The following is a 7,291-nucleotide window of genomic DNA, read 5'->3' as shown; positions in this document are numbered from 1 at the left end:
CGTGGCGTTCGCGGGGCAGCTGCTCCCCGACGGCCCGCCGGATTCCGGCGGCTCGGCGCCGACGTCGGTCGTCGCGGATGGGCAGTCGACCGCGTCGCCCGACGACGACGCGTCGTCCGATGACGTCGTCGATGCCCCCCTCCCGGCACCTGTGCCGGTGACGGAGCCGGTGCGCGATGCGCCGCCGCCCGCCGACGAGACGCCCATCACCGCACCCGTGCCGCAGGTGACGTCTCCTCCGGGACCCCGCGCTCCGGAGCCCCGGGACGACGCAGCAGCGCCGACCGTCGAGCAGCCGCTCCCGCCCGCGGCACCGAGTGCGCCTCCCCAGATCGGGCCGACGCCTCCCGTGGCCGAGCCGCCGACCACTCCGCGCGCATCGCCGTCACCGTCCCCGACCCCGACACCGGACCCGACCCCGTCGCCCACGCCGACCCCGACCCCGCCGGAGGAACCCGAGGAGTTTCCGGTGACCATCGTCTGGTCGATCCCGCAGCCGGCCACGATCCCGCCGGACGCGACGGGCACGGGCACGCCGGGCGACAGGGTCGAGATCCTCGATGAGAGCGGGCTCGTGGTCGGTACGACCGTCGTCGACGACGACGGGACCTTCGCGGTGCCGATCGCCCCGGAGTCGCTGCACCAGGGCATGACCATCCGTGCCAGGCAGACCTCGTCCGCGGGGCGGCAGTCCCTGAGCGACGCGGTGGGCCCGGTCGTGTTCGATCTGCCCTCGGTTCTCGGCGCGGGGTGGCAGCGCGTCCTCGATCGGACCGATCTCGACCTCGACGGACGCAGCGATGACGCGCAGATCACGGTGCACGGGATCGCCGGTGCCTCCGTGCTCGTGTCGGTGGACGGCGAGCCGCTTCCGGTCTCGGTCCTCGCCCAGGGGACGGCGATCCACGACGTGCTCGACATCCGCCCCGGTCTGCACCGCATCACGCTGCGCTACGTCGACCCCGTGACCGGCGCTCGGGGACCCGAGGCCGTCGAGGGCATCCTCGTCCGTCCGTGACCACCGGCGGCACATGCGACCCGGCGGCACGTGCCAGATGAGAAGCTAGAAGGATGAGTACTTCGCCCGGAGCCGATGCCACCGCCGCACCGAGCGGCCATCCGCTGACGGAGGACGAGGTGCGCAGGCTCCGCGAGGACTTCCCGATCCTGCGCGCCGACGTGCACGGGCATCCGCTCGTCTATCTGGACTCGGGTGCCACCGCCCAGCGCCCCCTCGCCGTGCTCGATGCGGAACGGGAGTTCGCGACGACCCTCAACGCCGCCGTGCACCGCGGAGCGCACACGCTCGCCGCCGAGGCCACCGAGGTGTTCGAAGACGCCCGCGCGACGCTCGCACGCTTCGTCGGCGCCGACGAGGGCGAGATCGTGTGGACGTCGAACGCCACCGAGGCTCTCAATCTGATCGCCTACTCGATGTCGAACGCGTCCCTCGGCCGCGGCGGGTCGGCCGCCGACCGGTTCCGACTGGGCGAGGGAGACGAGATCGTCACGACCGAGATGGAGCACCACGCGAATCTCATCCCGTGGCAGGAGCTCGCCGCCCGCACCGGCGCGACGCTGAGGGTGATCCCTCTCGACGATGACGGAGCGCTTCGGCTCGACGCCGCCGCCGAGATCATCGGCGAGCGGACGAAGCTCCTGGCGTTCACCCATGTGTCGAACGTGCTCGGCGTCATCAATCCCGTCGACACACTCGTCGCGGCGGCTCGCGCGGTCGGAGCACTCGTCGTGCTCGACGCCTGCCAGTCGGCCCCTCATCTTCCGCTCGATGTGCGGACTCTCGACATCGACTTCGCCGTGATCTCGGGCCACAAGATGCTCGGACCCACGGGGATCGGCGCCCTCTACGGTCGTCGCGAACTCCTCGAGGCCATGCCGCCCTTCCTCACCGGCGGGTCGATGATCACCACCGTCACCACGACGGCAGCCGAGTACCTGCCGCCGCCGCAGCGCTTCGAGGCGGGCACCCAACGGGTGTCGCAGGCCGTCGCGCTCGCCGCGGCGATCGACTACCTCTCCGACGTGGGGATGCCCCGCATCGCCGCCCACGAGGCCGAGCTCGGTCGGCACCTCGTCGACGGGCTGACCGCGATCGAGGGTGTGCGCGTGCTCGGCTCGGGCATCGCGCTGCCGCGCGTGGGGCTCGCGAGCTTCGACGTCGAGGGCATCCACTCCCATGACGTCGGGCAGTTCCTCGACGACCTCGGCATCGCGGTGCGCGTCGGCCATCACTGCGCGCAGCCGCTGCATCGCAGACTCGGGATCATCTCGTCCACCAGGGCGAGCACGTATCTGTACACCACCCGGGCGGAGGTGGATGCCGTGATCGACGGCGTCTCCCGAGCCATCGAGTTCTTCCGGAGGGGCGCATGAGCGACCTGCAGGGCCTGTATCAGGAGCTGATCCTCGACCATTCCCGCACACCGCATGCATACGGACTGCGGGGCGAGATCGCCGCGCAGTCCCATCAGGTGAACCCGACGTGCGGCGATGAGGTGACGGTGCAGGTGCATCGCAACGCGGACGGCTCCATCGAGACCCTCGCGTGGGAGGGGCACGGATGCGCCATCTCGCAGGCGTCTGCGTCTCTTCTCGCCGAGCTCGCCGAGGGGCTCACCGTCGAGGAGCTCGAGATCCGCATCACGGCGTTCCGCGAGGCGATGAGATCGAGGGGCAAGATCGAGCCCGACGAGGAGCTGCTCGGCGACGTCGCGGCGCTCGGCGGCGTCTCGCGGTACGTGGCGCGTGTCAAGTGCGCCATGCTCGCCTGGGTCGCGGTGGAAGACGCGCTGCACAAGTCCTGAGGCACCGCCGGCTCCGCGGTGCCGGCGCCTCGGTGCAGGATGGGAGCATGCCCGTGCAGCTGATCCCCCTCGACGACGACCGCTTCGACGAGTGGCGCGATGCCACGAGGGCGCGTCTCATACGGCTGCGTCAGGAGTCGGGGATCCTTCTCGGCGACGACGCGGTCGCCGAGGTCGACGCGTTCCTCACGCAGCTGCTTCCCGCAGGACGCGCCACGGAGACGTCGAGCATCGTCCGCATCGCCGACGGTGATCGCGAGCTCGGCACGCTCTGGATGATGGCCGCCGGGGGCATCCTCCATCTCGTGGATCTCGCGCTGGTCGAAGCGATCGAGCAGCGGATCCTCGACGAACTGTTCGACGTCATCGCGACCATCGCCCGCACGCACGCCGTCGAGCGGCTGAGGATCTCGCTGTACTCGACAGATGTCGCCGGCCGTGCCTTCGTCGAGGGCAGGGGCTTCGACTGCGCATCCATCCGGATGCTGCTCGAGCCCGTCCCGTCCCGTGGCTCGACGACCGCACCCCTCGAGCTCACTCGCATGACGGAGGAGCGGTTCGCGGCGTTCGCGGCAGAATCCGAAGAGGCCTTCGCGGCCGACCTCGTCGCGTCCGGTCGGTACTCGGAGGACGAGGCGCGCACGGAGTCACGTCGGCAGATGGCGCTCGAGCTGCCGGACGGTCTCGACTCCGCCGGACAGGAGCTGTTCACCGCGCAGGTCGACGGCACCGAGGTCGGGGTGCTCTGGCTCGGGATCCGCGATCGCGACGGAGAGCCGCACGTGTTCATCCTCGACATCGAGGTGGGCGCGGAGCACCGTCGTCGGGGATTCGGACGCGCCATGATGCTCGCGACCGAGCACGAGGCGCGCAGGGTCGGGGCGGGGTCGATCGGGCTGCACGTCTTCGGTTTCAACGACGGAGCGATCCGACTCTACGAGGGACTCGGATACCGGCGTGTCGAGGAGCGCTTCCACCTCGACCTGTCGACGCAGTGAGCCGACGAGGCGTTCCGGGGAATAGTCGTGCGGCGGTGACGTTGGCCTTGACATGACGACTCTCGGAATCATCGGTGCAGGACACATCGGCAGCCAGCTCGCGCGCGTCGCGGTGCAGAACGGATACGACGTCGTGATCGCGAACTCTCGTGGTCCCGAGACGCTGGCCGATCTGGTCGCAGAGCTGGGCCCGCGAGCGAGGGCCGCGACCGCGGCCGAGGCAGCGGAGGCGGGTGACGCGGTGGTCGTGACCGTGCCCCTCGGCAAGATCGATGAGCTGCCCGTCGCGCAGCTCGCGGGGAAGATCGTGCTCGACACGAACAACTACTACTTCGAGCGCGACGGCCACATCGAGGCTCTCGACAGAGGTGAGACCACGACGTCCGAGATGCTCCAGGAGAAGCTCCCGACCTCGCGCATCGCCAAGGCCTTCAACCACATCTTCGCGGCAGACATCACGACCGACGGCGCGCCGGCCGGAACGCCGAATCGTCGCGCTCTCGCGACCGCGGGCGATGACGCAGAGGCGGTCGAGTTCGTCACCCGCTTCTACGACGAGGCCGGCTTCGACACGGTCAACATCGGGCCGCTGAGCGAATCGTGGCGGGCCGAACGCGATCGTCCGGCCTACGTCGTGCGCCAGAACGCCGAGGAGCTCGAGGCGAACCTCGCGATCGCCAACCGTCTGCCCTGAGGCACCCGCGAGGAGTCGATCCGGCCGATCCACGGCTCTCGCCGGCCCACCGGGGGCTCGGGACGGGATACCAAACTTGTCGCGCCCCGGACCTAGTGAGAGAATTCCGGAATGGCGGACGTGGGGGCTGCCGGCGAACTCGAGTCGGTGCGTGTGACGCGCATTCTGCGCGACGACATCATCCTGGGACGTCGGCTGCCGGGGTCGCGCCTGGTCGAACGCGACATCGCGGCCGAACTCGACGTCTCGCGACTCCCTGTGCGAGAGGCGATCAGAGCTCTCGTGGGGGAGGGCGTCGTGATCGCGCGACCGAGGACCTGGGCCGTCGTGCGCGAGTTCACGCCCAGAGACATCCAGAACTTCGGCGAGGTCCGTGAGGCGATCGAGACGCTGATCTTCGTGTTCGCCGCGCAACGTCATTCGAAAGAGGGTCTCGCGCTGCTGCGATCCGCCTGCGAGCGAGAGCTCGCCGCAGCGGAAGCGGGGGATGTCGACGGCGCGCGGATCGCCGCAGCGGAGTTCCACGAGATCGCGGCCGGGCTCGCCGGCAACGACATGCTGAACGAGTTGATCGGCGTGTTCCTCACGCGGCTGAGATGGCTGTTCGGGCAGCACGACGATCTGGTCGCGATCGCCGAGGAACATCGGATGATCCTCGACGCCGTGGCCGCTCGCGACGAGGAGAGACTGCGGGAGCTGATTCCGCGTCACCTCGCCAACGGGCAGGCCGCGGCGCAGAGTCGCCTGGCCGGGTACTGACGCGTTCGGACATGGCCACGGCCACCGTGGCCGCGCTCGTGACCCTCGGGTAGCAGGCGCTCGCCTGCGGAGCTATATTGACCCTACGGAATCGTTCCGGACGTACGTCTTCATCTGGGGAGCGATATGCGTGGTGTCGCTGTGGTCTGCGGGGGACTGCTCGTGGTCGGCGGGGCGGTGCTCGTCGCGGTCGCGGATCAGCAGCGGGTGGACGCTCTCGATGAGGCCCGCGCTGCAGTCGTCGACGCGCGCGAGCGACTGGATGCTGCTCGCGAGGTGAATCTCGTGCTCGCGGAGCGGCTCACGGACCTGCGGTCCCTCATCTCGGAGCAGGACGCTCAGCTCGCCGACGACACGGGATTCCTGCGATGAGGTGCGCTGCGTGATCCGACGGATCGTGTCGGTCGGGGTCGTCGCCGCTCTGCTGCTCGCAGGAGGCGCCCTCAGCCGCGCGGCCGCTCTGGACGCCGAGCGCGCCGCGGTGATCGCGGAGCTCGAGTCCGTGTCGCAGTCCACTCGTACCGCGCTCATGCGCACCGATCATCTCGAGGGGTCGATCGCGATCGCCGAGAAACAGACCGACGAGCGTGCCTCGGTGCTCGAGGTGCGTCCCGCCTTCCTCACGGAGATCGCCGCGTTCGATGCCGCGGTCGTGGGGGCGGAGGGCAAGATCGACGTGGCGGCGCACCGGGCGGCCGTGCTCTCGGCGCAGCAGGCGGTGCTGGGCGAGAGGCGCGATCCCGCGACGGTGGCCGCAGCGACCGCCACCGTCGAGGCTCTGACCGTCCGGCTCGGTGAGGAGATCGCCACCTGGCAGGCGTCACAGTATGCGTCGGCGTCGGGGCCGGCGTGGTCATCGAGCGGGCCCGACGGCTACGCCCGCGTGCGGGCGGCTCTCGACCGTGTCGGCGGGCAGAACGTGGGACTCTACGAATCCGCGTCCTGTGCCGGCGGAACGGCGCCCGCGTGCGCCAACAGCAACGGATACATCAAGTACCGGGCCGACATCGCCGGGTGGAGCGTCGACCGTCTCGAGTGGGCGATGGCACACGAGCTGGCCCACATCTACCAGTTCCGGGTGTGGGGTGCGATGACGTCGTCGGGGGCATACGGGTCGATGTTCGGCAGTGACCCCGAGTTCCTCGCGAACTGCATGGCCGTGGTGCGCGGATTCCCCGGCGCGGTCGGCTGCGACGCCGAACAGCAGCGGTGGGCGTCGGGGATCTGGGTCGGCGCGGTCGGTTGACCCCCGGCAACCGCGGGCGAACCGGGTACGCTCGGAGCAAGGAGGTTGCGGTGGGACGAACTGCGGATGCCATCGCGGAAGGCGTCGCGATCGCGACCGCCGCCGCGCGCCTCGCCGTGAAGAATCACATCCTGATCGGGACGATCGCCGAGAACGGCGTGTTCGACACGGACAAGTACGTCGCCGATGCGCGAGAGGCGCTGCGGGCGATGGCCGAGGAGTCCGAGGAGGTCGAGCGCAACCTCGTCGCGCTGCGCAAGCGGGCGCGCGGGCGCCACTCCGACCCGTCGGGCACACACGACTACCGTGATCGAGATGTGCGCAACCTGCGGCGTCGCGCCAAGCAGTCGCACGGCGTCGCCACCAAGCTGCGCGAGATGATGGACGACGACGCAGCGCTGCGGACGATCGTCGAGGAGGCGCGGGCAGGTGCATGGGCGGATGTGCGGCACAACCTCGATCGCAGGCTTCGCGTGGAGGGGATGCGCCCCGACCAGGACCCCGAATACGACCGCATGCGCGAGGCGCGGATGCAGGCTCTGAGGCTCGTCGATCTGCAGGCTCTGTCGTCGCAGCAGCGCGCCAAGGCGAAGAGGAAGGCGAAGGCCGACGAGGAGCCCGACGGGTAGGCGTCGATTCGCATTCGCGGTGAGACTGTTATAGGCTGTTCCACGGCCCGCTGAGCGGTCCAGGAGCGCCCGTAGCTCAATGGATAGAGCATCTGACTACGGATCAGAAGGTTAGGGGTTCGAGTCCCTTCGGGCGCACA

The 7,291-nt window shown here is 69.8% G+C and carries 9 protein-coding genes, 1 tRNA gene and 1 pseudogene; 10 read left to right on the top strand and 1 reads right to left on the bottom strand.

Features of this window, described 5'->3' with window-relative positions:
* Positions 1–477: pseudogene (locus RWO82_RS14505) on the bottom strand (hypothetical protein); the annotation flags it as partial.
* Here RWO82_RS14505 and RWO82_RS14500 point away from each other — a divergent pair.
* From RWO82_RS14500 to RWO82_RS14455, 10 genes are all read left to right on the top strand, one after another.
* On the top strand, positions 470–1,018 hold the full coding sequence (locus RWO82_RS14500; protein ID WP_314428238.1) for an Ig-like domain-containing protein: 549 nt from the start codon (positions 470–472) through the stop codon (positions 1,016–1,018). The pseudogene RWO82_RS14505 and the gene RWO82_RS14500 overlap by 8 nt on opposite strands.
* 53 nt (positions 1,019–1,071) lie before the next feature.
* On the top strand, positions 1,072–2,394 hold the full coding sequence (locus RWO82_RS14495) for a SufS family cysteine desulfurase (RefSeq protein WP_314428237.1): 1,323 nt from the start codon (positions 1,072–1,074) through the stop codon (positions 2,392–2,394).
* Complete coding sequence (gene sufU / locus RWO82_RS14490; protein WP_314428236.1) at positions 2,391–2,825, top strand: Fe-S cluster assembly sulfur transfer protein SufU; 435 nt, start codon at positions 2,391–2,393, stop codon at positions 2,823–2,825. The genes RWO82_RS14495 and sufU overlap by 4 nt, the downstream gene beginning before the upstream one ends.
* A 47-nt stretch (positions 2,826–2,872) precedes the next feature.
* Positions 2,873–3,823 (top strand): GNAT family N-acetyltransferase, encoded by a 951-nt coding sequence (locus tag RWO82_RS14485; protein ID WP_314428235.1) that lies wholly within the window; start codon positions 2,873–2,875, stop codon positions 3,821–3,823.
* Positions 3,824–3,875: 52 nt separating this feature from the next.
* Positions 3,876–4,517: an NAD(P)-binding domain-containing protein gene (locus tag RWO82_RS14480; RefSeq protein WP_314428234.1), complete on the top strand. Its 642-nt coding sequence runs from the start codon at positions 3,876–3,878 to the stop codon at positions 4,515–4,517.
* A 111-nt stretch (positions 4,518–4,628) separates the two neighbouring features.
* Positions 4,629–5,276, top strand: coding sequence for a GntR family transcriptional regulator (locus RWO82_RS14475; protein WP_314428233.1), 648 nt, complete (start codon positions 4,629–4,631; stop codon positions 5,274–5,276).
* A 126-nt stretch (positions 5,277–5,402) separates the two neighbouring features.
* Positions 5,403–5,648: a hypothetical protein gene (locus RWO82_RS14470; RefSeq protein ID WP_314428232.1), complete on the top strand. Its 246-nt coding sequence runs from the start codon at positions 5,403–5,405 to the stop codon at positions 5,646–5,648.
* A 10-nt stretch (positions 5,649–5,658) separates the two neighbouring features.
* Positions 5,659–6,522 (top strand): hypothetical protein, encoded by an 864-nt coding sequence (locus tag RWO82_RS14465; RefSeq protein WP_314428231.1) that lies wholly within the window; start codon positions 5,659–5,661, stop codon positions 6,520–6,522.
* A 50-nt stretch (positions 6,523–6,572) separates the two neighbouring features.
* Complete coding sequence (locus RWO82_RS14460) at positions 6,573–7,151, top strand: asparagine synthase (protein ID WP_314428230.1); 579 nt, start codon at positions 6,573–6,575, stop codon at positions 7,149–7,151.
* Positions 7,152–7,216: 65 nt separating this feature from the next.
* Positions 7,217–7,289, top strand: a tRNA-Arg gene (locus RWO82_RS14455).
* The last annotated feature ends 2 nt before the right edge of the window (positions 7,290–7,291 follow it).

The organism is uncultured Microbacterium sp., assembly GCF_963521645.1.
Classification (GTDB): Bacteria; Actinomycetota; Actinomycetes; order Actinomycetales; family Microbacteriaceae; genus Microbacterium.
Note: the sequence above shows the minus strand (reverse complement) of the source record. Positions and strands in the feature narration are given on the sequence as shown.